Genomic DNA, 26,267 nt, shown 5'->3' with positions numbered 1-26,267 from the left:
GGACCCGGCGGCGCTGACCAGCCAGCCGGCCGGGTTCCGCCACGAGGCGGCGTACGACCTGTACCGGCTCAACCCCCACGGCGTTGCGGGAGCTGTTCGAACGCTTCGTGACGTGGGGGCCGTTCCGCCGCCCGATCACCCACCCCGGCCCCTCACATGGAGATCTTGGACAGTTCCCGTCATCGGATGACGGAAACTGTCCAAGATCCTGGAAGGCGGACGCCCTCGTCAGTCCTTGTCGAGGGTGATCTTGCTCGGCTTGGCGCTGCGCTCGTCGGTGGTGGGCTTGGTCGGCCGTTTGCCGTTCTCGCCGGTGCTGGTGATCTTGGTGGGCTTGGCGCCCCGGCCACCCTCGCCTGGCACGGCGGCAACCGTGGGCTCGCCGTCCACCCCGGCGCTCGCCGTGCTGCCGTCCACTGTGGTGACCGGCTCGGCCACCGGACGGGCCGTCGGCTGCCCGGCGTCGTCGGCGGTCGCGGTGACCGGTTGCCTGGTGTCGTCGGCGGCGGCGACCGGTTGCCTGGTGTCGTCGGCGGTCGCGGTGGTCGGCTGCGGGGTGTCGGTGGGATCGACCTTCGTGCCGGTGCCCGCAGTCGAGCGGGCGTCGACGCCCACCGGGGCGCCGCTCGCACCGTCGCTCCCGGCCGGGGCGGTGGGGCCGTCGATCGGGCCGGCCACGCTCTGCAACCGCAGCTCGGACATCTGCCGCTGCAGCTCGTCGGACTCCTGCCGGGCCTTCCAGGTCTCCTGCCGCAGGTCCGCGAGCTGCTGCTGGGCCTGGGCGATCTCCAGCATCACCTGGGCCAACTGCTGCCGGCCCGCCGCCGCCTCCTGCTGAGTGGCCGCCAGGTGCTGTTGGGTGGTGGCCAGGTGCTGCTGGGTGGTGGCCGCGTACTCCTCGAACTGCCGCCGGGACGCCGCCACGTGCTCGTCGGCCTTGCGGCGCTTGTCGGCGGCCTCGGTCTCGGCCCGGCTCAGCAACTCGGCGGCCTCGGTCTCGGCGCGCTGACGCAGCGCCGCCGCGTCCCGCTCGGCCGCCTCGCGGACGCCGGCCGCGCCCTGCTCGATCTCGTTCTTGCGGGTCGTGTACTCGGTTTCGAGCTGGTCCCGGCGGCTGGAGTATTCCGCCTCCAGCTCGTCGCGCCGGGTGGTGAACCCCGACTCCAGCTCCTGCTGGCGGCCGGTGAACGTGGACTCCAACTCCTGCTGACGCGACGCGTGCTGCTTGTCCAGCTCGTCGCGACGCTTGGCGAACTCCTGCTCGGCGGTGGAGCGCCGCTGGGCCAGCTCCCGGTCGGCCGCCTCCCGGCGGGAGTTGACCTCCTGCTCCACCCCGGCCCGCCAGGCCCCCAGCTCCTGCTGGGTCTGCGCCCGCGTCTGCTGCACGTACGCCTCGGTCTCGGTGCGCATCCGCTGCACGTACGCCTCGGTCTCGGCGCGGCTGCGCTTGGCCGACTCGGAAGCCTGCGTGGTCAGCCGCTCGGCCTCCTGCTGCGCCTTGGCCCTGGTGGCCCGCCCCGCCATCGACGCGTCGTCGATGATCTGCTTGGCCTCCTGCTGCGCCTTGGCGTGCGTGGCCCGTCCGGCCTCGGTCGCGGTGTCGGTGAGCCGCTTGGCCTCCTGGAGCGCCTTGGCGTGCACCTCCTTGGCGGCGTCGCGGAGATCGCTCGCCTCCTGCCGGGCGTTGGCCAGCGTCTCGCGGGCCGTCTCGCGCAGCTTGGTGGCCTCCTGCTGGGCGCGGGCGTGGATCTCCTTCGCGGTGTCGCGTAGCTGGGTGGCCTCCTGCTGGGCCTTCGCCAACGCGTCCTGCGCCGCCTTGCGGAGCTGCGCCGCCTCGCTCTTGGCCGTCTGGAGGGCCGCGTCCGCCTCGGCCCGGCGGGCGGCGGTGTGCCGTTCCTCCTCGCTGCGCCGTGCGGCGAGGGCGATCTCGAAGTCCTTCAGCGCCCGGTCGGCCTGCTCGCGGGCCTCCTCGACGATGTGTTCGGCTGCGGCGCGGCGCGCCTCGATCTCGTTGTTGGCCTCGGCGATGATCTGCTCGGCCTGCTCCTCGGCGAGCGTCAGGATCGACTCGACCCGGGGGCCGAGGTGCCGGAACGAGGCCCGGTCGACCACGTTCATCTGCTTGCGCACCTGGGTCAGGTCGCGTTGCAGCACCTCGACCTGGCCGGCGAGCTTGTGGATCTGCGTGTACGCCTGTTCCCGTTCGGCGGCGAGGGTCGCGATCTCGTGCTCGGCACGCGCAACATACCTGTCGACCTGTTTTTTCTCGTACCCCCGCAGAGCGGACTCGAAGCTGGGCTCCGTCGTCACGTCCCCGCCGAGAGCGAACAGTTCCTCGCCGTGCGACATGCCCCCATCCTCACACGCAACGGGCCCTGCTGGGGCGATACGGACGGGCCATGTGGGAGCTACTTCACCGCACTGTTACCGAGCGAGACCACGGGCTGGGAAACGCATACGGCGCGAGGTGTCACCGGTTACCCGGTGTCACCTCGCGCCGTCGATGCCCCGGCCTGACGCCTCGCGTCAGCCGGCGGTCTCCGCGGGCACCCGCTCCTGACCGCCGTCGGTCTTCTTGGCCTCCGGCTTGGCAGCCGGAGCGCCCTGCGCCGGCATCCCCGGCACGATGCCGGCGAGCCCGGAGAGCATCTGGCCGAGCTGCGAGGTGACCGCGTCCTTCTGCCGGGTGAGGTCCTCGACCTCGCGACGGGCGGCCTGCGTGGTCAGCTCGGCCTCGGTGCGCGCCTCGGTGAGCAGGCGCTGCGACTCGGCCTTCGCCTCGTTGAGCATCTTCTCGGAGTGCGCCTTCGCCTTGTCCACAGTCTCGGCGGCGTTGCGCTCGGACTCGACCCGCCGCGCCTCGGCGCGCTGCTCGATCTCCTTGGCCCGCTCCTGCGCGGCCCGGGCCCGCTGCTCGGCCTCGCTGACCATCTTCTGGGTCTGCGCGACCTGGGCGGCGTGCCGCTCGGACTCCTCGCGCTCGGCCTTCTCCCGGCGCTCGGCCAGCTGGAGCTCGAGGGCCTGGAGGTCCTTGTCGCGCTTGTCCCGTGCGTCGGTGAGCAGCTTGGTCGCCTCGGCGCGCTTCTCCTCGGCCTCACGGGCGGCCTTCGCCCGCTGCTGGGTGATCTCCCGCTCGGCGGTCGCCCGGAGGGTGGCCACCTCACGCTCGACAGTCGACTTCAGCTCGGCCACCTCGTGCGCGGTGACGGTGCGCAGCTGCTTGGTCTCCCGGTCGGCGTCCGCGCGCAGCGTGTCGGCCTCACGGCGGGCCTGCACCCGCACCTCGGCGGCCTCGCGCTCGGCGGCCGTACGCAGGTTGCCCGCCTCACGCTCGGCGCTGGCCTTCATGGCCGCCGCCTCGGCGCGGGCCTTGTCGGTGATCTCACGCGCCTCGAGGCGGGCGGCGGAGAGGATGCCCTCCGACTCGCGCTTGGCCTCGTTGCGGTGGTCGTTGGCCTGCTCCTCGGCAAGCCGGAGGATCTGCTCGACGCGTGTGCCGAGGCCGGAGAGCGTGGGCCGGCTGTTCTCTTCGAGCTGCTTGTTCGTGTCGGTGAGCTTCTGCTCCAGCGCACTCATGCGCTGCTCGGCCTGGCGGAGCCGACGCTGGGCGTCGTTCATCCGCTGCTCGGCCTCGGCACGGGCCTGCTCGGACTGGGTCAGCGCGGCGGTCATCCGGCCGAGGAAGTCATCGACCTGGTGAGTGTTGTATCCGCGCAGGCCAACGGTGAAATCTGGCTGCGAGTTCGCGTTATCGAAGAACGCGAGAGGGGAGGACTGCTGCTGGGGCATTGGGACATACTGGCAGACGCCCCAGGGTGCTTCGCAAGAGCGGTGCGAAGCTTTCGTGCCCTCATTACATGGTCAACTGTCCGGATCGCCGCGCTCCCGGCGAAGGGCGATCTTGGCAGCTCCCGGCGGGTGGGAGGCCACGGAGCGTGACACGGAAAAGGGTCCCGGGGTTACCCCCGAGACCCTTTGTTCGATCCGCCCGGACTTTCCGCTAATGAGAGCGGAAGAACAATCGCCGATCGTCGCATTGGCCACCCGGCGTTCACCCGTCCGGCCGGCGCGCGACGCCGGCCGGCGCCGCGGGCGGGCTCGCCGCGCCGGTCGGCGCGGTGCGGGCCGACGGCCCCGGGTCAGTGCCCCCGGAACCGGTTGATGGCGTCCTCGTGTCGGGCGCGCAGCTCCCCGTCGCGGACGCCCAGGCCGTCGGCGGGCGCCAGGCAGCGTACGCCGACCTTGCCCTGGTGGGCGTTGCGGTGCACCTCGTACGCCGCCTGACCGGTCTGCTCCAGCGGGTAGGTGCGGGACACCGTCGGGTGCACCTTGCCGAGCGCGACCAGCCGGTTGGCCTGCCACGCCTCGTGGTAGTTGGCGAAGTGGCTGCCGATGATCCGCTTGAGGTGCATCCACAGGTAACGGTTGTCGTACTGGTGCTGGTAACCGCTCGTGGACGCGCAGGTGACGACGGTGCCGCCGCGCCGGGCCACGTAGACGCTCGCCCCGAACGTCTCCCGACCCGGGTGCTCGAAGACGATGTCCGGGTCCTCGCCGCCGGTCAGCTCGCGGATCCGCTCACCGAAGCGCCGCCACTCGTTCGGGTCCTGGGTCTCCTCGTCCCGCCAGAAGCGGAAGCCCTCCGCGGCCCGGTCGATGACCAGCTCCGCGCCCATCCGCCGGCACAGCTCGGCCTTCTCCGGCGAGGAGACCACGCAGACGGGGATCGCGCCGCCGTTGAGGGCCATCTGGGTGGCGTACCCGCCGAGGCCGCCGGAGGCGCCCCAGATCAGCACCACGTCGCCCTGCTTCATGTTCGCGCCGTGGTGGGAGACGAGCTGCCGGTACGCGGTGGAGTTAACCAGCCCCGGGCTCGCCGCCTCCTCCCAGCTCAGGTGTCGCGGCTTGGGCATCAGCTGGTTGGCCTTGACCACCGCCAGCTCGGCCAGCCCACCGAAGTTCGTCTCGAAGCCCCAGATCCGCTGCTGCGGGTCGAGCATCGTGTCGTCGTGCCCGGCCGAGTCCTCCAGCTCCACCGAGAGGCAGTGCGCGACCACCTCGTCGCCGGGCGCCCACCGGGTCACCCCGGGGCCGGTGCGCAGCACCACGCCCGCCGCGTCCGAGCCGACCACGTGGTACGGCAGGTCGTGCCGGCGGGTCAGCTCGGACACCCGGCCGTAGCGCTCCAGGAACCGGAAGGTGCTGACCGGCTCGAAGATGCTGGTCCACACCGTGTTGTAGTTGATCGCGCTCGCCATCACCGCGACCAGCGCCTCGCCCGGCGCCAGCTCCGGCGTCGGCACCTCCTGCACGTGCAGCGCCTTGCGCGGGTCCTTGTCCCGGGTGGCCATGCCGTCGAACATCCGGGCCTCCTCGGCGCGGACCACCACGCCCCGGTAGCTCTCCGGCACGGGCAGCCCGGCGACGCCGGCGAGCTCGCGATCCGGATCGTTCGATTCTTCCGCCGCCATGATCGCTTCGAGGATGTCCTGCACGGTGACCTCCGGTTTGTCCGCACCCGTACGGGCCTGGGTGCTGCCATCGTCGGCACCGGTGGACGCGACCGCCATGTCGCCGTTCGACACATCCGGCACTGGTCGCGCCCCGGTGGGGCCGGACGTTACTGAACGGTAGCTAGGGCCGGAAGCCATCTGTGAAAAACTGCATCGGCCGATGCGTGAAGGTGTCCGAGCAGCCGGCCTACCGCGCACCGAAGCGCGTCTGGCGGTGCCGGTTCGTGGCCGGTGCAGCTTCCGGGTGTGCTGGCCTCAGGCGCGCTGGAGGCCAGCACACCCCGGGAGCTGGGCGGATCTCGAGCGGTCAGCGGTCAGTGCGCGGCGGGGGCGGGTTGGACCAGTTCGATCAGGACCCCACCGGCGTCCTTGGGGTGGACGAAGTTGATCCGGCTGTCCGCGGTGCCCCGGCGCGGAGTGTCGTAGAGCAGCCGTACGCCCCGCTCGCGCAGGGCCGCGCACGCCGCGTCGATATCCACCACCGTGTACGCGACCTGCTGCACGCCCGGCCCGTTGCGGTCCAGGAACTTCGCTATCGTCGACTCCGGGGTGAGCGGAGCGAGCAGTTGCACGCAGCCGCCCTCGGTGGTCGGGCCGACGGCCAGCATCGCCTCGCGTACACCCTGCTCGGCGTTGGTCTCGACGTGCACGCAGCGCATCCCGAACGTCCGCTGGTAGAACTCGACAGCGGCGTCCAGGTCGGCCACGGCGATGCCGACATGGTCAATCTTGCGAAGCCCGATGTCTGTGACGTAGTCCGCACCGGGCTCGGCAGGGGAGTTCTCAGCCATGGCGCTAGTCTGGCCGAACAATCGTTAAGGCGTACAGCTCGGCACCCCCTCGGAGGCAGGCATGGCTTCGGTGATCGTCAGCGGCGCGCGGACCCCGATGGGCCGGCTGCTGGGCAACCTCAAGGACGTCCCCGCCACCAAGCTGGGCGGAATCGCGATCAAGGCGGCGCTGGAGCGTGCCGGGGTCGGCCCGGACCAGGTCCAGTACGTGATCATGGGCCAGGTGTTGCAGGCCGGCGCCGGTCAGATCCCCGCGCGGCAGGCGGCCGTCGAGGCCGGCGTGCCGATGTCGGTGCCGGCACTGACCATCAACAAGGTCTGCCTCTCCGGGCTGGACGCGATCGCCCTGGCCGACCAGCTGATCCGCGCCGGCGAGTTCGACATCGTGGTGGCCGGCGGCATGGAGTCGATGACCAACGCGCCGCACCTCCTGATGGGTCAGCGCACCGGTTACAAGTACGGCGACGTGGTGGTCAAGGACCACATGGCCCACGACGGGCTCAGCGACGCCTGGGACTGCTGCTCGATGGGTGAGTCGACCGAGCGGCTCGGCGGCCGGCACGGCATCACGCGCGAGGAGCAGGACGCCTTCGCCGCAGCCAGCCACCAGCGGGCCGCCGCCGCCCAGAAGAACGGCCACTTCGCCGACGAGATCACTCCGGTGGTCATCCCGCAGCGCAAGGGTGACCCGCTGGTGATCAGCGAGGACGAGGGCATCCGTCCGGACACCACGGTCGAGTCGCTGGCCAAGCTGCGGCCGGCCTTCACCAAGGACGGCACCATCACGGCCGGCAGCTCCTCGCCGATCAGCGACGGCGCCGCCGCGGTGCTCGTGATGAGCAAGGCGAAGGCCACCGAGCTGGGGCTGACCTGGCTGGCGGAGATCGGCGCGCACGGCAACGTCGCCGGGCCGGACAACTCCCTGCACTCGCAGCCGTCCAACGCGATCAACCATGCCCTGAAGAAGGGCGGCCTGAGCGTGGCGGACCTCGACCTCATCGAGATCAACGAGGCGTTCGCCCAGGTCGGCATCCAGTCCACCCGTGACCTGGGGGTCAGCCCGGACACTGTCAACGTCAACGGTGGCGCGATCGCCCTGGGGCACCCGATCGGCATGTCCGGCGCGCGGCTCGTCCTCACCCTCGCCCTGGAGTTGCGGCGGCGCGGCGGTGGCACCGGCGCGGCGGCGCTGTGCGGTGGCGGTGGCCAGGGCGACGCCCTGATCATCCACGTGCCGGGCCAGTGAGGGCGAGGAGTGAGCCGTTTTGCGAGCCCGCAGTCGCGAACAAAGGTTTACCGGTGAGCGAGGCTGCTGAGCGGGGTCCGGCGGCGGGCGCAACGTCGGTGCGCCGCAGTCGGGACGTACCGCTGCTGGTCGAGCGGGCCCGCGCGGGCGACCCCCGCGCGGTGGCCCGGCTGATCACGCTCGTGGAGAACGGCGACGCGCTGCTGCCGACCATCGCGGCGGCGCTCGCGCCGTACGCCGGGCAGGCCCAGGTCGTCGGGCTGACCGGCTCGCCCGGAGTGGGCAAGTCGACCACCACCAACGAGTTGGTCCGCGCGCTGCGGGCCCGCGGGCACCGGGTCGGCGTGCTGGCGGTCGACCCGTCCAGCCCGTTCACCGGCGGCGCGATCCTCGGCGACCGGGTCCGGATGCAGGACCACGCCACCGATCCGGGCGTCTACATCCGCTCGATGTCCAGCCGGGGGCACCTCGGCGGGCTGGCCGCGGCCACACCGCAGGCGGTCCGGGTGCTGGAGGGCGCCGGCTGCGACGTGGTGCTGGTGGAGACCGTCGGGGTCGGCCAGGCCGAGGTGGAGGTCGCCTCGCTCGCCGACACCACGCTGGTGCTGCTCGCGCCCGGGATGGGTGACGCGATCCAGGCGGTCAAGGCCGGCATCCTGGAGATCGCCGACGTGTTCGTGGTCAACAAGGCCGACCGGGACGGCGTCGACGCCACCGTCCGGGACATCCAGGGCATGATCGCCCTCGGGGAGCGCGGGCCGGGGCAGTGGCGGCCGCAGGTCGTCCGGTCGGTCGCCGCCCGTGGTGAAGGCATCGACGACATCGCCGCCGCCATCGACAAGCATCGGGGCTGGCTGATCGAGCACGGCGAGCTGCGCCGCCGTCAGGAGGCGCGGGCCGCCGCCGAGATCGAGGCGATCGCGCTCGGCACGCTACGCGCCCGGATCGGCTCACTGCGCGACGGTACGGAGTTGAGCACGCTCGCCGCCTCCGTCGCTGCCGGTGGCGTCGACCCGTACGCGGCGGCGGACACCCTGCTCGCCCAACTCGCCCGCTGACGATGTGACCGGGGGCTGCGCGTCAGATTCGACCTGACCGCCCGCCTCAGGTCACGGCGGCATCAGGCGGCGATGTCTGGGCGCGCAGCACCGGGTGACGCCGCTCCCATGCCGGCGGCCGGCGGTGACCCTTGGTTGCCTCGTGGGGGCGGATGCGGCCGTGAGCGGTACACCGCACAGTCATATTCATACCTCTGAGGTATACCGTCACCAGCACATCGACACGGCGGGCCAGCCGAAGCGGGTGACCCGCCGTTCCACATTCGACCGCAGTTCTCCGTCGACTCCCCAGGTCGGTAGGCTCGCACCCGCCCGACGTGGTCGGGGCTGGGTGGTGTGCCGGCGCGGTGACGCGGAGAGCAGGGGAGCGGGCATGGATCACGAGGCGACGCAGGAGTTGGCCGGGGCGTCGGTGCCGGCCGGCGGTACGACGCACGTCTCCGACGAGGTGATCGAGAAGATCGCCGTCGCGGCGGCCCGCGCGGTGCCTGGCGTGGCCGAGCTGGGCGGTGATGTGGCCCGCTTCTTCAACGCGGTGCTCGACCGGGTGGGGCTGGACCAGGTGGGCGACGCCCGGCGGGGCTGCTCCGCCCATGTGACAGGTGACGCGGCAGTGGTCAACCTGGTGCTCGTGATCGAGGCCGGGCAGCCCGTGCCGGCGATCACCGCCGAGGTGCGGGCGCGGGTGACCGAGGCCGTCGAGGCGTACGGGCTGCGGGTCGACGAGGTCAACATCCGGGTCGACGACGTGGCGATGGGCGACCCGACCGGCTGATTCGGTGACGGTTACCCATGGGTTCGACGTGACTTAGCGATCGTTCAGGTAGGGGCCTTACACTCGACGTGCAGTCGAGGACCCGAGGAGGAGCCCTGCGCATGGACGCCGACGAGATCGACGCCGGAAGGGCGCGCTGGCAGGCCCGGTACGACGCCGCGCGCAAGCGGGAGGCGGACTTCACCACGCTCTCCGGCATGCCTGTCGAACCGGTCTACGGGCCGCCGGAGGGCAGCGCCTACCCCGGCTTCGAACGGATCGGCTGGCCGGGCGAATACCCGTACACCAGGGGTTTGTATCCGACCGGCTACCGGGGGCGGACCTGGACGATCCGGCAGTTCGCCGGCTTCGGCAACGCCCAGCAGACCAACGAGCGGTACAAGATGATCCTCGGCGCGGGCGGGGGCGGCCTCTCGGTCGCGTTCGACATGCCGACGCTGATGGGCCGCGACTCCGACGACCCCCAGTCGCTCGGCGAGGTCGGCCACTGCGGCGTCGCCATCGACAGCGCCGCCGACATGCAGACGCTCTTCGACGGCATCGACCTGGCCGGCGTCACCACCTCGATGACCATCTCCGGCCCGGCCGTGCCGGTGTTCTGCATGTACCTGGTCGCCGCCGAACGGCAGGGCGCCGACCTGTCCACGCTGGACGGCACGCTGCAGACCGACATCTTCAAGGAGTACATCGCGCAGAAGGAGTGGCTCTTCGACCCGGAGCCGCACCTGCGCCTGATCGGCGACCTGATGGAGTACTGCGCCAAGGAGATCCCGCGCTACAAGCCGCTGTCGGTCTCCGGCTACCACATCCGCGAGGCCGGCTCGACCGCCGCGCAGGAGTTGGCGTACACGTTGGCCGACGGTTTCGGTTACGTGGAGCTGGGCCTCTCGCGTGGGCTGGACGTGAACGTGTTCGCCCCCGGCCTGAGCTTCTTCTTCGACTCGCACCTCGACTTCTTCGAGGAGATCGCCAAGTTCCGCGCCGCCCGCCGGATCTGGGCCCGCTGGCTGCGCGACGTGTACGGGGCGACCAGCGAGAAGGCACTGTGGCTGCGGTTCCACACGCAGACCGCCGGGGTGTCGCTCACCGCGCAGCAGCCGGTCAACAACGTGGTACGCACCGCGGTCGAGGCGCTCGCGGCGGTGCTCGGCGGCACGAACTCGCTGCACACCAACGCGCTGGACGAGACCCTGGCGCTGCCCACCGACGAGTCGGCCGAGATCGCCCTGCGTACCCAGCAGGTGCTGATGGAGGAGACCGGCGTGGTGAACGTGGCCGACCCGCTCGGCGGCTCCTGGTACGTCGAGTCGCTGACCGACAAGATCGAGGCCGAGGCGGAGGAGATCTTCGCCCGGATCCGGCAGCTCGGCGGGGACGGACCACACCAGATCGGCCCGATGACCTCGGGCATCCTGCGTGGCATCGAGGACGGCTGGTTCACCGGGCACATCGCCGAGTCGGCGTTCGTCTACCAGCAGGCCCTGGAGAAGGGCGACAAGAAGATCGTCGGCGTCAACTGCCACACCGGCACCGTCGCCAAGGAGCTGGAGATCCTGCGCATCTCGCACGAGGTGGAGCTGGAGCAGCGCCGGGTGCTCGCCGAGCGCAAGACCGCCAGGGACGAGTCGGCGGTGCGCGCGGCGGTGACCCGGATGATCGAGGCGAGCCGCACCGACGAGAACATGATCCCGGCGATGCTGGACGCGGTCCGCGCCGAGGCGACCCTCGGCGAGATCTGCGACGCCCTACGCGCCGAGTGGGGCACCTACCGAGAACCCGCCCGCTTCTAGCCCCCCGCCCCACCCCCACCCCCACCCCCACCCCCACCCCCACCCCCACCCCCGCCCCGCCCCCGGCACCGTCGATCTTGCACTTGCTGTCGGGAAGAACCGGTATCAAAGCCGTATACCGGCAACCGAAAGTGCAAGATCGGCGGGGTGGGGGGTGGAGGGCTTCGGGGTGGGGTGAGAGTTGCAACGTCGGGGTTGCGGGTGCCCGGAGAATTCGGGGTCACGTGCGAGACTAGGTAACCATGAGCGACCCACGGATCACCTCGTCGATCTTCACCCGCGGCGCGGTCGACCTCAGCACGCTGCGTGGCCCCGCACCAGCAAGTTCGCGCCCCGGCACACCCCCACAGGGCGGCCCGACCAACGGCGCCACCGGCGCGCCGGCCGCTGGCGCCACCGCCATCGTCGACGTCACCGAGGCGACCATCCAGTCCGACGTGCTCGAACGCTCGATGGCCATGCCCGTCGTCGTGTTCTTCGGCGCGGCCGGCTTCCCGGAGAGCGACGAGTTCGCCCCGGTGCTGGAGCGACTGAACGCCGAGGGCGGCGGCAGTTGGGTGCTGGCCCGGGTCGACGTGCAGCAGAATCCGCGCATCGCCCAGATGTTCCGGGTTCAGGGCATCCCCATGGTGTACGCGGTCGTCGGCGGTCAGCCGGTGGACGCCTTCTCCGGGGTGGTGCCCGAGCCGCAGCTGCGCCAGTGGATCCAGGCCGTGCTCAAGGCCGGCGGTGTGACGGTCGCCGAGCCGGAGGACCCGCGCCTGGACGAGGCGGACGACGCGCTGATGAGCGGCGATCTGGACGCCGCCGAGCAGGCGTACAGGAAGATCCTTGCCGACGCCCCGGCGGACGCCGCGGCCACGGCCGGGCTGGCCCAGGTCGGCGTGGCCCGCCGGGTGGCCGGCGCCGACCCGGCCGCCGCTCTGGCCGCCGCGGAGAGTGCCCCCGACGACGTCGCCGCCCAACTGCTGGCCGCCGACATCGAGGTGCTCAGCGGACTGGCCGAGCAGGCGTACGCCCGGCTCGTCGGTCTGGTCCGGCGCACCGCCGGCGAGGAGCGCGAGACGGTCCGTCAGCACCTGGTCTCGCTCTTCTCCATCGCCGGCCCGGACGACCCGGCGGTCGCCTCGGCACGCCGGGCCCTGGCCAGCGCCCTGTTCTGAGTTCACAGCACGCCAGCGCGGGCCGGCGTTCCGGCCGGCCCGCCCGACCATCGAGGACGGGAGCTCATGATGCGCCGGATCGCCGTCCTCGACGCGCCGACAAATCTCGGTCTACGCCCGCCGACGCCCACGTCGGTGCCCGGCTGCGCCAAGGCGCCCGGAGCGCTGCGCGACCACGACCTGCTCGCCCGGCTGCGCGCCCGCGACGCCGGTTGCGTCACCCCCGCGCGGTACGACCCGGGTGACTGGCGTCCCGGCGACGGGGTGTGTCACGCGCGGGAGATCGCCGACTACTCGCTGGCCCTCGCCGAGCGGATCGGGTCGATCATCGACCGGGGAGAGTTCCCGGTGGTGCTGGGCGGCGACTGCTCCGTCCTGCTCGGCTCGGCGCTCGCCATGCACCGTCTCGGGGAGGCCGTCGGCGGGCGGATCGGGCTGGTGTTCGTCGACGGGCACTCCGACTTCCGGCACCCCGGCAACGCCTCCTACGTCGGCGCCGCCGCCGGTGAGGACCTGGCCCTGGTCACCGGGCGCGGACAGGCCGACCTGGCCGCGCTGGAGGGTCGTCGGCCGTACTTCCGCGACATCGACGTGGTGGTGCTCGGCATCCGGGCGCAGGACGAGTACCGGCTCGACCTCCAGGCCGCCGGGATCACCACCCGGCCGGTGCCGGCGCTCCGGGCCGAAGGGGCCGCCCGGACGGCCCAGTGGGCGCACGAGCAGCTTGCCGACTGCGCCGGTTACTGGGTGCACATCGACGTGGACGTGCTCGACCCCGCGGTCATGCCCGCCGTCGACGCTCCCGACCCGGGTGGGATCGCCTTCGCCGAGCTGGAGATCCTGCTCGCCGGCCTGGTCGACACCCCGCACTGCCTCGGCGTCGAGCTGACCGTCTTCGACCCCGACTACGACCCGGACGGCGCGTACGCCGCCGAGATCGTCAACACGGTGGTCGCCGGTCTGGCGCCGGTCACCGCCCCGGAGGCGGTGCCGCCCCGGCTGCTGTCGCCCCGACCGGCACCGAGCCCTCGACGCGTCAACGGCGCGGACCGGTCCGGCGTCGCCGAGCGGCCTGGCGTCGCCGAACGGCCTGGCGGCGCCCAGCGGTCCGGCGATGCGGAGCGGCCTGGTGTCGCGGACCCGCGTGAGGGTGCTGGGCGTCCTGGCGTGGTGGAGCACGGTGAGGGTGCTGGGCGGCCTGGCGTCGTGGAGCGGCTCGGTGCTGCTGAGCGCTCGGGCGTCGCGGAGCGGTCTGGCGGTGGGGAGCGGTCCGGTGTGGTGGATTGGGCGGGCGGTGCCGAGCGGCCCGCTGACGGGTTCGACGCCAGGGCGGACCGTGCCGGCGGTGAAGGATCTGCCGGGGGGAGGGGCGACGCGGAGCGCGACAGCTCGGTCGTGACGGCGCAGTCGGGCCTCTCCGGGCGCGCCCACGCCGAGCCGTCGGGAGGGACGGCGGTGATCCCCTCCGCGGCCGAGCCTGAACCGGTCGGTCCGCCCGCGTCGGCTGGGCCTGGTCTGCTCCGGCGTGCCGCGCCGCCGCCCGAGGACACATCGATCGGTGATGCCGTCACCGATAATGGCGCAAACCTCCACAAAGCCGACACTGCCTGACTCGATGCGCTGCCACTCGGCCGCTGATCGACTCGAGTTCAATGAAACCGGGGTATCCGGCTGACCTGGTTGGCGCGGTTTCAAGGAACCCGAGTGGATGAAGGCCGGCGCCCGGTCCGCGGCGGGTGGTCGGGCGCGGCTCGCGACAGCGGGCGGGGTCAGGTGGCCGGGAGGGCGCGGAGGAAGCGTTCGGCGATCGGGACGGCCGAGGCCGTGCTGGCGCCCCCCTTCTCCACGAAGACGGCGAACGCGACATCGCCCCGCCAGCCGACGAACCAGGCGTGGGTGTGGGCCGGGTTGTTGTCGTACTCGGCGGTGCCGGTCTTGCCGTACACCTCGCCCGGCACGTCCTTGAGCGCGGTGCCGGTGCCGGTGGTGACCACCTCGCGCATCATGGCGCGCAGCGCCGTCACCGACTCCGGCTTGAGCTGCTCACCCGCCGGGGCGGGTTTGGCCGGGGCCGGGTCGATCAGCAGCTTGGGCTGCTCGAACCGTCCACGGGCGACGGCGGCGGTTGCCCCGGCCATGGCGAGTGGGCTGACCAGTGTGGTGCCCTGTCCGAAGGACGCGGCGGCCTGCTCGGCGGGGCTGCCACCGGCCGACACCTTGCCGGTGAAGACGTCGGTGCCGAGGTCCCACTGACCCTCCAGGCCGAGCGCACGACCGGTGGCGGCCAACCCGTCGCCGCCGAGCTTCGGCGCGAGCGCGGCGAACGCGGTGTTGCAGGACTTGGCGAAGTCGGTGCGGAACGGCACCGAGCCGAGCTGGAAATTGTCCGAGTTCTTGAAGGAGCGACCGTCGACGGTGAAGGTCTTCGGGCAGTTCACCGGCCCGTCCGGGGTGACCGCGCCACGATCCAGTAGGCCGAGCGCGCTGACCATCTTGAACGTGGACCCCGGCGGTACCTGGGCGTTGAAGGCCAGATTTTCCCCGGCCGGGCCGGGACCGTTGGCCGCGGCGAGGATCGCGCCGTCACTGACCCGCACGGCCACCATCGCCGTGCGACGCGACTCGGCGCGCAGCGCGCCGTCGGCCGCGTTCTGGACGGCGACGTCCAGGGTGGTCTTCAGCGGCTGGCCCGGCTGCGGCTCGCGACGGAACAACTCGGTGCCGGTGGCCTCCAGCTTGCCGCCCTCGGTGGGGCGTTCGACGACGACGGTGAGACCGGTGCCGCCACGCAGCCGCTCGTCGTAGCGACCCTGGAGGCCGCCGTGACCGACCAGGTCGCCGACGACGTACCGGTCGGGGTGGGCGGCGAGGTCGTCGGCCTGCGCCGGGTCGACGGTGCCGAGCACCGCGCGGGCGAACTCGCGGGTCGGGGCCAGGTCGATCTTGTCGGAGATGAACTTGGTGCCGGGCAGGTCGTAGATCCGCGGTTTGATCTGGCGGTACGCCTCCTCGCGGAGCGACACCACCTCGACGAACGCTCCCGGTTCGGCCTTGGCCACACGCTCGGGCAGGTCGCCCAGGTCGACGCCGGGGACCAGCGTCGGACGGATCGCCTTGAACGCCGCGTCGAGGTCCTTCACCAGCTTCTTGATGTCGGTGACGCCGTCGGGTTGCACACCCACCCGCACCACCGGGCGAGGGGTCACGATCGGGTTGCCGGCGTTGTCCAGCACCCCGGCACGGGCAGCGGAGTCGCGCCGCAGCGCCAGCCGGTCGCCCTTGGTGAGCTGCTCGTGCAGCACCTTCGGCTCCCAGATCACCTGCCACTGGTCGCCGTCGCCCTGGGCGAGCCGCAACTCCCGGTCGTACGCCCAGCGGGTCTGACCGGGCAGGCTCCACTCCACCTGGACCGTCGTCGTCGCGATGTCCGCCGTGATCTTCGGCTCGCCGCGCCGGGTCAGGGTGGGTGGGGTGGCCGCCAGATCGCCGGAGAGTTCCTTGATCTCACGCGCCACCTCGGCCGAGGGCAGCTTGTTGCCGACCGGGTCGATCAGGCCGACCGCCTGGAGGTCGCCGCTGCGCCAGCCGGCGAGGAAGGCCTCGACGGTGCGCTCCGGGCCGTCGTCACCCGAGCAACCAACCAGGACCCCGGCGGCCAACAGCGCCGTGGTGGCGGCCGCGGCCAGCCGGCGGGCGGGGTTCGGTCGCTGGGGCCAGGGGTACGAGAGTGGCATGAAGCTGGTCCTTCCGATCTCGGACTGCCCTCGCACCGTAGTACGCGAACGCCGTCCCCAACGTCCCCCACGTGCTCGGCCGCGCGTAAAGACGGCGCCCGCCCGTGTGATGAACATCGCGTGGTGGGGTATCCCGGAGCCGGCCAACCTCGGACCCGCAACGGGTGAAAGGACGAAGTCCCGATCCGGACGTCCGGCCAGTGGTCCGCCGACGAAGGCGCGGAACGACAGGGCCTAGGCTGGGCGGCAGAGTGACCCACAACGCGGTGGGTCGAGGGGAGTGGCACCGATGGACCGGCGTCCGGCGATCAAACCGGAACCCGACCTCCGGCAGGATGACTCCGGCCGGGATGACGACAGCTTCGATTCGGCGACCGACGGGGACGGCTACGGCCGACTCGACACGGGAGTCACCGGGCTGACCGGGTCGAGCATCGACACCATCTACGATCTGGGCCTGCCGACCGAGGCGTTGGCCGACGACGTGGAGGACGCGGAGCTCGACGAACCCGTTCCCAACGCGGAGCGCCTGGTGGCCCAGGCCGTCGCGCTCGCCGGGGACGATCACGACGCGGCGACACTTGTCGGCCGTTTCTGGCGGTTCGCGCCGGACGAGGAGCTGGTCGGCTTCACCGCCGAGGAGATGCTCGACGCGGCCCGGGCCCACCGGGACCTCGCCCAGCAGCGGGTTCCGGGTGAGCTGAAGCTGCGCATCCACGAGCCGCACGCGGAGCAGCACCACACCGTCGTCGAGATCGTCACGGACGACATGCCGTTCCTCGTCGACTCGGTGACCGCGCTGCTCAACTCGTACCACCTCGACGTGCATCTGCTGGTGCACCCGCTGGTCGTGGTGCGGCGGGAGCCGCTGGGCCGGCTCACCGAGGTCTCCGCCGACGTGGAGCCGGACGACGCCATCGCCGGCGACATCGTCGAGAGCTGGATGCGGATCGAGATCGACCCGGTCCGGGACGCCGCCGAGCGCGACCGGCTGCGCCGCGAGTTGCAGCGGGTGCTGACCGACGTGCGTGAGGCGGTGGAGGACTGGCCGAAGATGCGCCAGCGTGCCCTCGCGCTCGCCGACGAGCTGGCGTCGACGCGGACGTCCGACAACCGCCCGCCGGTGCCGGAGAAGGACATCACCGACTCGGTGGAGCTGCTGCGGTGGCTCGCCCAGGACCACTTCACCTTTCTCGGCTACCGGGAGTACCGGCTGGTCGACGTCGAGGGGGACGCCGACGGCGAGGCCGCCGACAGGGTGGACGGCAAGGCGTTGGAGGCGGTGCTCGGCACCGGTCTGGGCATCCTGCGCTCCGATTCGCCGGAGGCGCGGTCGCTCTCCTCGATGACGCCCGAGGCGCACGAGAAGGTGCTGGAGAAGCGCCTGCTCATCATCACCAAGGCCAACTCCCGCGCCACCGTGCACCGCTCGGCGTACCTGGACTACATCGGTTTCAAGATCTTCGACGCGGCCGGCGAGGTGATCGGCGAGCGGCGCTTCCTGGGCCTGTTCTCGACGGCTGCCTACCGCACCAGCGTCCGGGAGCTGCCGGTGGTGCGCCGCAAGGTCGCCGAGGTGCTGGACCGCTCCGGCCTGAGTCAGCGCAGCCACTCCGGCAAGGATCTGATCCAGATCCTGGAGACCTACCCGCGCGACGAGCTGTTCCAGATCAAGACCGACGACCTGTACCACGCGGTCATCGGCGTGCTGCGGATGGCCGGCCGCCGGCAGCTGCGGGTCTTCCTGCGCCGGGACGCGTACGGGCGGTTCATCTCCTGCCTGATCTACCTGCCCCGGGACCGGTTCACCACACAGAACCGGCTGCGCATGCAGGACATCCTGCTGCGCGAGCTGAACGGCGTCGGGGTGGACTACACCACCCGGGTGACCGAGTCGATGCTGGCCCGGGTGCACTTCATCGTCCGCACCGACCCGACCCGGCCGCCCGGCGAGATCGATGCGGACCTGCTGGCCGAGGAGTTGGCCGACGCTACCCGGCTCTGGGACGACGACTACCGGCTGGTGCTGGAGCGCAAGCTCGGCGACGAGCAGGCCAAGCACCTGTTCACCCGGTACGCCGACGCGTTCCCGGAGGGCTACAAGGACGGGCACACGCCGTACGAGGCGATGAAGGACCTGGCGAAGCTGGAGCTGCTGGAGGAGCCCGGCCAGCTGGAGATGCACCTGTTCCGCAAGCAGCTGGCGCCCCGGCCGGGCACCCGGGTGCCCGGCGCGGACCTGGCCGAGGCGATGGACGTCCGGTTCAAGGTCTACCGGTACGGCGAGCCGATGATGCTCTCGGCGGTGCTGCCGGTGCTGCACTCGCTCGGTGTACGCGTCGTCGACGAGCACCCGTACGAGGTGGACCGGATCGACGGCCGGGTCTACCTGTACGACTTCGGCCTGATGCTGCCCGAGGGCCACCACGAGCTGGCCGAGGTACGCCCGCACGTGGAGAACGCGTTCGCGGCGGCCTGGCGCGGCGAGGCCGAGGTGGACCGGTTCAACGAGCTGGTGCTGCGTGGTGGGCTGACCTGGCGGCAGGTGGTGGTGCTGCGGGCGTACGCGAAGTACCTGCGGCAGGCCGGGACGGTCTTCTCGCAGGACTACATGGAGCAGACCTTCATCGCGTACCCGAAGATCGCCGCTCTGCTGGTGGAGCTGTTCGAGACCCGGTTCGCGCCGGGTGAGCCGAGCACCGAGCAGCGGCAGCAGCGCAGTGGCGAGCTGGTGGAGACGATCCGGGGCGCGCTGGACGACGTGGCCAGCCTCGACCAGGACCGGATCCTGCGCTCGTACCTGACTCTGATCGAGGCGACCCTGCGGACCAGCTTCTACCAGAAGCGCGCCGACGGTCGGCCGAAGGCGTACGTGGCGTTCAAGCTCGACCCGCAGGCCATCCCGGACCTGCCGGCGCCGCGACCGAAGTTCGAGATCTTCGTCTACTCGCCCCGGTTCGAGGGCGTACACCTGCGGTTCGGGCCGGTGGCCCGGGGCGGGTTGCGCTGGTCCGACCGTCGGGAGGACTTCCGGACCGAGGTGCTCGGCCTGGTCAAGGCGCAGATGGTGAAGAACACCGTGATCGTGCCGGTCGGCGCCAAGGGCGGCTTCGTGCTGAAGCAGAAGCCGGGCGACCGGGACGAGGCGGTGGCCTGTTACCAGGAGTTCGTCGGCGCGATGCTGGACGTCACCGACAACATCGTCAGCGGGCAGATCGTGCCGCCCGAGGACGTGGTCCGGCACGACGGCGACGACCCGTACCTGGTGGTGGCGGCGGACAAGGGCACCGCGACGTTCTCCGACATCGCCAACGAGATATCCAAGGCGCACAACTTCTGGATGGGCGACGCGTTCGCGTCCGGCGGCTCTGCCGGCTACGACCACAAGAAGATGGGGATCACCGCCCGGGGCGCCTGGGAGTCGGTCAAGCGGCACTTCCGGGAGTTGGGTCTGGACACCCAGACCCAGGACTTCACCGTGGTCGGCGTCGGCGACATGTCCGGCGACGTGTTCGGCAACGGGATGCTGCTCTCCGAGCACATCCGGCTGGTGGCCGCCTTCGACCACCGGCACATCTTCCTGGACCCGGACCCGGACGCGGCCACCTCGTACGCGGAGCGGCGGCGGATCTTCGACCTGCCCCGGTCCTCGTGGGAGGACTACAACCCGGAGCTGATCTCGGCCGGGGGTGGCATCTTCCCGCGTACCGCGAAGTCCATTCCGATCACGCCGCAGGTCCGGGCGGCGATCGGCCTGGACGACGGCGTCACGCAGATGTCGCCGCAGGATCTGATGAAGGCGATCGTCACCGCACCGGTGGACCTGTTCTGGAACGGCGGTATCGGCACCTACGTCAAGGCGTCCTCGCAGACGAACGCCGAGGTGGGCGACAAGTCCAACGACGCGATCCGGGTGGACGGGCGTAGCCTGCGCTGCCGGGTGGCCGGCGAGGGCGGCAACCTGGGTTGGACCCAGCTCGGCCGGATCGAGTACGCGTTGACCGGTGGCCGGATCTACACCGACTTCATCGACAACGCGGCCGGTGTGGACACCTCCGACCACGAGGTGAACATCAAGATCCTGCTGAACACCGCGGTGGCCGACGGCGAGCTGACCACGGCGGAGCGGGACGAGCTGCTGGCCGAGATGACCGACGAGGTCGCCGAGCTGGTGCTGCGGGACAACTACGACCAGGCGCGGGCGATCAACAACGCCCAGGCCCAGGCCGCCTCGCTGCTGCCCGTGCACCGCCGGATGATCAACGAGTTGGAGCGGTCGGGCGCGTTGGACCGGGCGTTGGAGGCGCTGCCGCCGGACGAGGAGTTGGCGGTCCGCAGCGAGTCCGGGCTGACGGCGCCGGAGTTCGCGGTGCTGCTCGCGTACGTGAAGATCGTCCTGGAACGGGAGATCCTCACCGAGGGGTTGGCCGACGAGGAGTGGACGACCGACGTCCTGGTCAACTACTTCCCGACGCCGATGCGCCAACGGTTCGCCGACCGGATGGGCCGGCACCGGCTGCGCCGGGACATCGTCACCACGGTGCTGGTGAACGAGGCGATCAACCGGGGTGGCATCTCGTTCATCTTCCGGGTGGTCGAGGAGACGGCGGCCAGCGCGGCGGACGTGATCCGGGCGTACGTGGTGGTCAGCGAGGTGTTCGGGCTGCGCGACCTGTGGGACGCGGTCGAGGCGCTGGACAACAAGGTCGCGCCCGAGTTGCAGACGACCGTCTACCTGGACACCCGCCGTCTGCTCGATCGGGCGGTGCGGTGGCTGGTCTCCAACCGGCGTTCGCCCATCGACGTGCCGGCCGAGATCGCCCGACTCCGCGACGGGGTCACCCGGCTGCTGCCAGGGCTGGAGGAACTGTTCTACGGCAACGAGCGGCAGGGCATCGTCGCGCACATGAACTCGATGACCGAGCGTGGGCTGCCCCGTGAGCTGGCGGAGCGGGCGACCCGGCTGATGTACAGCTTCGGTCTGATGGACGTGGTGGAGACGGCGAACGCCAGCGGACGGGACGTCAGCGAGGTGGCCTCGGTCTACTTCGTGCTGTCCGACCTGTTCCGGGTGGACTCGCTGCTGTCGAAGATCTCGCTGCTACCGCGGGAGGACCGCTGGCAGACGCTGGCCCGGATGGCGCTGCGCTACGACCTGTACGCCGCCCTGGCGGCGCTCACCGCCGAGGTGCTCGACTCCACACCGGACGAGCTGCCGCCGCACGAGCGGGTGCAGCAGTGGGAGGAGTCGAACGCGACGTCGATCCACCGCGCCCGCCGGGCGATGGGGGAGTTCGACGAGTCGCGCGCGGATCTCGCCGCCCTGTCGGTGCTGCTGCGCCAGATCCGCACCCTGGTGCGGACCTCCGCCGCCGCCTGATCCCGGGTACGCCGGACGCGGTCCGGCCGGTCGGGTCACCCCGACCGGCCGGACCGCGTCCCGTTACGCCACCGGTCACGCCGCCGGGGTGGCGAAGACGACGATGTTGTCCGGGTAGCTCTTCGCGACCTGGTCGAACTGGCCGCCGCAGGTGACCACCCGCAGGCCGGGCCGGTCGCTGGGTCCGTAGACCAGCTCGGTGGGAAAGGCCGTCTTCGGGTACGACCTCACCGAGTCGACGGTGAAGGTGGCCGGCACCCCGTCGGCCCGGCGGACGGTGATGGTGTCGCCCGGCGTGAGGGCGCCGAGGTCGAAGAAGACGGCCGGGCCGAGCACCGCCGAGTCCACGTGCCCGACGATGACCGCGTTACCCGTCTCGCCGGGGCTCGCCCCCGGCTCGTACCAGCCGGCCTTCTCGGCCTGGTCGAGCGGAGGCACCTGGACGGTGCCGTCCGGGTTGGTGCCCAACGACATGATCGTGGCGTTGACCCCGATCCGGGGGATCTCGATGCTGGTCGGCGCCGAGCGGGCCAACCCGGCCGGCGCGTACCCCTGGTCCACCGGCTGACCGTCGACCGGCTGCCCGTCGAGGGACGGAGCGTCGTCGGTGCCGCTCGCCGGGGTGCTGACCTCGGGACCGGCCTGGGCCAGCGGCTGCGGAGGTCGCGGCGCGGGCGTGGTCTTCAGGGACGCGCCGATCATGCCGGCGCCGATCATGGCCAGGGTGACGACGACGGCCGTGCCGGCGGCACGCCACGGTCTCCCGTGACGGCCGCCGGCCCGTGTCGTCGCCACGTCAGACGAGCGAACCATCGGTCCGCCGACGACGCATCAGCACGATCCCGCCCAGCGCGGCAGCGCCGAGCAGGCCCGCCCCGCCGGTGGCCAGGCCCCGGTCGGTGCCGGTGCTGACGCCACCGTCGCCGCCGTCGACCCCGCCGTGCGGCAGCACGACCAGCTCACCCTCGCCGCACGAGCCCTTGAGCTCGTAGCGACCCGGCTTCGCGTCCTTGTCGACCTTGGCTTCGCCGTAGTACACGAACTCGCGCTCCCGGTCCCAGTCGCGCTCGTCCGAGTCGCGGTCGTCGGAGCCGTAGCCGCCACGGTCGTCGGAGCCGTGCTCGTCCTTGGACTCCCAGTCCTTGTCCGAGCCGTACTCCGAGTCGCGCTCGTCGGAGCCGTAGCCGCCGCGCTCGTCGGAGCCGTGCTCGTCCTTGGACTCCCAGTCCTTGTCCGAGCCGTACTCCGAGTCGCGCTCGTCGGAGCCGTAGCCGCCACGGTCGTCGGAGCCGTGCTCGTCCTTGGACTCCCAGTCCTTCTTGTCCTCGTCCTTGGAGTCCCAGTCCTTCTGGTCGCGGCTGTCCTCCGCGTCCTGACCGTGCTCCTCGCCCTTCCAGTCCTTGCTGCCCTCGTCGCCGTAGGCGTCAGCGGCGGCGCCGCCGCCCTGGCCACCGTGCTCGTCCTTGCCCTTGTCGTCCTTGCCGTTCTCGTCCTTGCCCTTGTCGTCCTTGCCGTTCTCGTCCTTGCCCTCGTGGTCCTTGCCGTTCTCGTCCTTGCCCTTGTCGTCCTTGCCGTTCTCGTCCTTGCCCTCGTGGTCCTTGCCGTTCTCGTCCTTGCCCTTGTCGTGGTCGGAGGAGTCCTCCTCCTTCCACTCGCGGTCCTCGCCCCGGTCGTCGCGCACCGGCTTGAGCTTGACCTTGCCGGTGACCTTGGACCACACGTACGCGTGCTCCTGCCGATCCGGGCAGATCTCGAGGAGCTTGACCTCGTCGCCAGCCTTGACGACGTGCGGCTTCGCGTAGACCTTGCCGTCGTGGTCCCCGCCGTTGTCGTGGCCGTCGGCGTACGCGATCCCCGGCGCGAACACCAGCAGCGATGCGCCACCCAGCGCGGCACCCGCGACGACCTTCCCGAGCATCTTCTTAGCCATGACCTGCGTCACTCCATCCCTGTTGTCCTGAGCTCGGCGACAACCGAGCTAAGACCGACGTTAGACCGTTTCACGACTTATGAAGTGAAAGATTCGCGTTTTGACCTTTGTTCTAGTAAGGGACGAAGGGGTGCTACGTTCCCTTAGCGCTGGTCGTCCTCTGCGAGGGGGCGAAGGGATGGCGTGCGCCCCTCGGGCGCTTCCGGGAGGTATCGTCCGGACCCGGGCACGACACATCGAGCCATTGCCATGGAAGCGCTCCCATGCAAGAATCGTCGAACGCGGTTCGATGAGCCACACCGCGCAGGTAGGGGAGTCGAGGGCACCGGCACCGCCGGACGACGTCCCGCCGATCGACCGGCCGACGCTACGGCCGGCCACCACCATCACCACCATCGCCCGTCCGGGTCGGGCGCCCCCCAGATAAATCCCGTTGGCGCCGGAGGCCGTCCCCCAGGACGCCCGCCGGGCCGTCCCGCCGGGCCGTACCCGGGCCCGGTCTCGCCCAAGGAGATCAGTGGCATGAATGTGTGGAGAAGGCTGTCCGGCCCACGCCGGGCGCTCGCGCTCACCGGCGCGGGTGCCCTGGTCGCCGGCGGGCTGGTGACGCTCCCGGTCACCGCGGCGCAGGCCGCGACCCAGTGCGACGTCGCCTACACGACGAACGACTGGCAGGGCGGCTTCACCGCGAGCATCACCATCAAGAACCTCGGCGACCCGGTCAACGGCTGGACGCTGGGCTGGACCTTCCCCAACTCCAGCCAGCGCGTGCAGCAGGGCTGGTCGGCGACGTACACCCAGTCCGGCAGCCAGGTCACCGCCCGGAGCATGTCCTACAACGGCAGCCTCGGCACCGGCGCGTCGACGACGCTCGGCTTCAACGGCTCGTGGAGCGGCAGCAACCCGAAGCCGACCTCGTTCACCCTCAACGGCGTGACCTGTAACGGCGGCACCACCACCCCGCCGACGGACCCGCCGACCGACCCGCCGACGGATCCGCCCACCGACCCGCCGACCGACCCGCCCACCAACCCGCCGGGCCAGAAGGTGGACAACCCGTACGTCGGGGTCCGCGGCTACGTAAACCCGGAGTGGAAGGCCAAGGCGGACGCCGAGCCGGGCGGAAGCCGGATCTCGAACAACCCCACGGCCGTGTGGCTGGACCGGATCGCCGCGATCAACGGCACGCCGAACAGCAGCTCGAACGGCGCCTTCGGGGTGAAGGACCACCTGGACGAGGCGCTGCGTCAGGGCGCCGGATACATCCAGTTCGTGATCTACAACCTGCCCGGCCGGGACTGCTCGGCGCTCGCCTCCAACGGTGAGTTGGGCCCGGACGAACTGCCCAGGTACAAGTCCGAGTACATCGACCCGATCGCCGCGATCCAGGGCAACTCGAAGTACAGCAGCCTGCGGATCATCAACGTCATCGAGATCGACTCGCTGCCGAACCTGGTGACCAACACCTCCGGCCAGCCCGGTGGCACTGTCATGTGTGACACGGTCAAGGCCAACGGCGCCTACGTCAACGGTGTCGGCTACGCCCTGGCCAAGCTGGGCGCGATCGGCAACGTCTACAACTACATCGACGCCGGGCACCACGGCTGGCTCGGTTGGGACAGCAACTTCGGCCCGTCCGCCGAGATCCTGAAGACCGCCGCTGTCGCCTCCGGCAGCACCGTCAACAACGTGCACGGCTTCATCACCAACACCGCCAACTACTCGGCGTTGCAGGAGCCGTACTTCAAGGTCACGGACAACGTGAACGGCCAGACGGTGCGGCAGTCCAAGTGGGTCGACTGGAACTACTACGTCGACGAGCTGAGCTTCGCCCAGGCGTTCCGGACCAAGCTGGTCTCGTTGGGCTTCAACTCCAACATCGGCATGCTGATTGACACCTCCCGCAACGGCTGGGGCGGCGCCAACCGGCCCACCGGTCCGGGCGCGACGACCAGCGTCGACACCTACGTCAACGGTGGCCGCGTCGACCGTCGACTCCACCTCGGCAACTGGTGCAACCAGGCCGGCGCCGGTCTCGGTGAGCGGCCTCGGGCGAACCCGGCCACGGGTATCGACGCCTACGTCTGGGTGAAGCCGCCGGGCGAGTCGGACGGCTCTAGCAAGGAGATCCCGAACAACGAGGGCAAGGGCTTCGACCGGATGTGCGACCCGACGTACGGCGGCAACGCCCGCAACGGCAACAACCCCTCGGGTGCCCTGCCGGACGCGCCGATCTCCGGTGCGTGGTTCTCGGCCCAGTTCCGGGAGCTGATGCAGAACGCCTACCCGGCGCTCTGATCGGGTAGCTCACGCGCCAACCCGCCCCCGGCAGTAGGTGAGGCACTGCCGGTGGCAGGTTCCCCCCGGGTCCCCGGCCCGACCGTCACAGGTCGGGTCGGGGACCCCCCCTTTACGCCCGCTCAGGGGACGGTGCGTTCGATCGCCGCCTGGCCCTGCTCGGCCAGGTCGCGGCGGGCGCGGTCCAGGTTCTCCGGGGTGAGGTCCTGACCCCGGGCCAGTACCAGGTCCTCGGGCTCCCACTGTTGCTCCGCCCCGGTACGGATGTTGTCGCCACCAGCGCCGGTGCCGGTGCCCGTCGCCCCGGTGCCGGCGGCGTACGGGTCACCGATCACCTCGTCGGTCTCCGGCGCCAGGTCACCCGTCCGCCCGTGGGGCTCGGTGAAGGTCGGAGTGGCACTGTCGGCGCCTCCGCCGGTGCGCAGCTGCGGCACTGTGGCGTCGTCGTCCACGGCCGAGGCCACCTCCGGGCTCTCCTCCAACGGCGGTTGGCGATCACGATCGGTCATGGTGCTGCCTCCCGGGTCCGACACGGTGCCTCATCCCCGAGGCGTACCCAACGGCGCCGCGCTCATGCCGGGGGGCCCGG

15 protein-coding genes and 2 pseudogenes are annotated in these 26,267 nt (G+C 71.2%); 9 read left to right on the top strand and 8 right to left on the bottom strand.

What is annotated here, in order from left to right; translation table 11 throughout:
• Positions 1–40: 40 nt before the first annotated feature.
• A pseudogene (locus tag O7634_RS31865) lies at positions 41–248 on the top strand (hypothetical protein); the annotation flags it as partial.
• On the opposite strand, the gene O7634_RS03875 reads toward O7634_RS31865, so the two are convergent.
• The 4 genes from O7634_RS03875 to mce form a co-directional block, all read right to left on the bottom strand.
• Positions 229–2,349: a hypothetical protein gene (locus O7634_RS03875; RefSeq protein ID WP_278148793.1), complete on the bottom strand. Its 2,121-nt coding sequence runs from the start codon at positions 2,347–2,349 to the stop codon at positions 229–231. The pseudogene O7634_RS31865 and the gene O7634_RS03875 sit on opposite strands and share 20 nt — an antisense overlap.
• A gap of 177 nt (positions 2,350–2,526) precedes the next feature.
• Positions 2,527–3,789, bottom strand: a complete 1,263-nt coding sequence (locus tag O7634_RS03870) for a DivIVA domain-containing protein (RefSeq protein ID WP_278148792.1) — start codon at positions 3,787–3,789, stop codon at positions 2,527–2,529.
• Positions 3,790–4,139: 350 nt separating this feature from the next.
• Positions 4,140–5,495 carry a crotonyl-CoA carboxylase/reductase gene (ccrA, locus tag O7634_RS03865; RefSeq protein ID WP_278153862.1) on the bottom strand — a complete coding sequence of 452 codons (1,356 nt, stop codon included), beginning with the start codon at positions 5,493–5,495 and terminating at the stop codon, positions 4,140–4,142.
• A gap of 332 nt (positions 5,496–5,827) precedes the next feature.
• On the bottom strand, positions 5,828–6,304 hold the full coding sequence (gene mce, locus O7634_RS03860; RefSeq protein WP_278148791.1) for a methylmalonyl-CoA epimerase: 477 nt from the start codon (positions 6,302–6,304) through the stop codon (positions 5,828–5,830).
• A 61-nt stretch (positions 6,305–6,365) separates the two neighbouring features.
• Here mce and O7634_RS03855 point away from each other — a divergent pair, with 61 nt between their 5' ends.
• The 6 genes and pseudogenes from O7634_RS03855 to O7634_RS03830 form a co-directional block, all read left to right on the top strand.
• On the top strand, positions 6,366–7,550 hold the full coding sequence (locus O7634_RS03855) for an acetyl-CoA C-acetyltransferase (protein WP_278148790.1): 1,185 nt from the start codon (positions 6,366–6,368) through the stop codon (positions 7,548–7,550).
• 53 nt (positions 7,551–7,603) lie between these two features.
• Complete coding sequence (gene meaB, locus O7634_RS03850; RefSeq protein ID WP_278148789.1) at positions 7,604–8,608, top strand: methylmalonyl Co-A mutase-associated GTPase MeaB; 1,005 nt, start codon at positions 7,604–7,606, stop codon at positions 8,606–8,608.
• Positions 8,609–8,981: 373 nt separating this feature from the next.
• The gene (locus tag O7634_RS03845; RefSeq protein WP_278148788.1) at positions 8,982–9,383 is read left to right on the top strand and encodes an Asp23/Gls24 family envelope stress response protein; all 402 of its coding nucleotides are present in this window, start codon (positions 8,982–8,984) and stop codon (positions 9,381–9,383) included.
• A 101-nt stretch (positions 9,384–9,484) separates the two neighbouring features.
• Positions 9,485–11,173 carry a methylmalonyl-CoA mutase family protein gene (locus O7634_RS03840; RefSeq protein WP_278148787.1) on the top strand — a complete coding sequence of 563 codons (1,689 nt, stop codon included), beginning with the start codon at positions 9,485–9,487 and terminating at the stop codon, positions 11,171–11,173.
• Between the two features lie 242 nt (positions 11,174–11,415).
• Positions 11,416–12,336, top strand: coding sequence for a tetratricopeptide repeat protein (locus tag O7634_RS03835; RefSeq protein ID WP_278148786.1), 921 nt, complete (start codon positions 11,416–11,418; stop codon positions 12,334–12,336).
• 66 nt (positions 12,337–12,402) lie between these two features.
• Positions 12,403–13,371: pseudogene (locus O7634_RS03830) on the top strand (arginase family protein); the annotation flags it as partial.
• Positions 13,372–14,105: 734 nt separating this feature from the next.
• On the opposite strand, the gene O7634_RS03825 reads toward O7634_RS03830, so the two are convergent.
• Positions 14,106–16,070, bottom strand: coding sequence for a penicillin-binding transpeptidase domain-containing protein (locus O7634_RS03825; RefSeq protein ID WP_278148785.1), 1,965 nt, complete (start codon positions 16,068–16,070; stop codon positions 14,106–14,108).
• A gap of 289 nt (positions 16,071–16,359) precedes the next feature.
• Between O7634_RS03825 and O7634_RS03820 the strand changes: the two genes are divergently transcribed.
• Entirely contained in the window at positions 16,360–21,450 is a 5,091-nt protein-coding gene (locus O7634_RS03820; RefSeq protein WP_278148784.1) for an NAD-glutamate dehydrogenase, read from the top strand.
• Positions 21,451–21,525: 75 nt separating this feature from the next.
• On the opposite strand, the gene O7634_RS03815 is transcribed toward O7634_RS03820, so the two are convergent.
• The gene (locus tag O7634_RS03815) at positions 21,526–22,245 is read right to left on the bottom strand and encodes a class F sortase (RefSeq protein ID WP_278148783.1); all 720 of its coding nucleotides are present in this window, start codon (positions 22,243–22,245) and stop codon (positions 21,526–21,528) included.
• A 1-nt stretch (position 22,246) separates the two neighbouring features.
• On the bottom strand, positions 22,247–23,380 hold the full coding sequence (locus O7634_RS03810) for a hypothetical protein (RefSeq protein ID WP_278148782.1): 1,134 nt from the start codon (positions 23,378–23,380) through the stop codon (positions 22,247–22,249).
• 522 nt (positions 23,381–23,902) lie between these two features.
• On the opposite strand from O7634_RS03810, the gene O7634_RS03805 reads away from it, so the two are divergent.
• Entirely contained in the window at positions 23,903–25,678 is a 1,776-nt protein-coding gene (locus O7634_RS03805) for a glycoside hydrolase family 6 protein (RefSeq protein ID WP_278148781.1), read from the top strand.
• Positions 25,679–25,800: 122 nt separating this feature from the next.
• Here O7634_RS03805 and O7634_RS03800 read toward each other — a convergent pair whose 3' ends face one another.
• The gene (locus tag O7634_RS03800) at positions 25,801–26,187 is read right to left on the bottom strand and encodes a hypothetical protein (RefSeq protein ID WP_278148780.1); all 387 of its coding nucleotides are present in this window, start codon (positions 26,185–26,187) and stop codon (positions 25,801–25,803) included.
• Positions 26,188–26,267 lie beyond the last annotated feature (80 nt).

The organism is Micromonospora sp. WMMD1120, assembly GCF_029626235.1.
In the GTDB taxonomy this organism is placed as follows: Bacteria; Actinomycetota; Actinomycetes; order Mycobacteriales; family Micromonosporaceae; genus Micromonospora.
This window is presented reverse-complemented; position numbering and strand designations above follow the sequence as displayed.